We start from the raw sequence: 211 nt of genomic DNA on the forward strand, positions 1-211 counted from the left end.
CATAAATAGGGCTCTGACTTCTTGTAAGCACACGGTTTCAGGATCTATTTCACTCCCCTTCCGGGGTGCTTTTCACCTTTCCCTCACGGTACTGCTTCACTATCGATCGCCAGGGAGTATTTAGCCTTGGCAGATGGTCCTGCCGGATTCATACGGGGTTTCACGTGCCCCGCACTACTCGGGATCCGTCTCGGAGGGAACAAGTTTTGAA

The 211-nt window shown here is 52.1% G+C and carries 1 rRNA gene; it reads right to left on the reverse strand.

The features are described from left to right. A 23S ribosomal RNA gene (locus tag LCF57_RS09830) occupies positions 1–211 on the reverse strand; the annotation flags it as partial.

The sequence above is a fragment of the Paenibacillus sp. BJ-4 genome (assembly GCF_020404765.1).
GTDB lineage: Bacteria > Bacillota > Bacilli > Paenibacillales > Paenibacillaceae > Paenibacillus.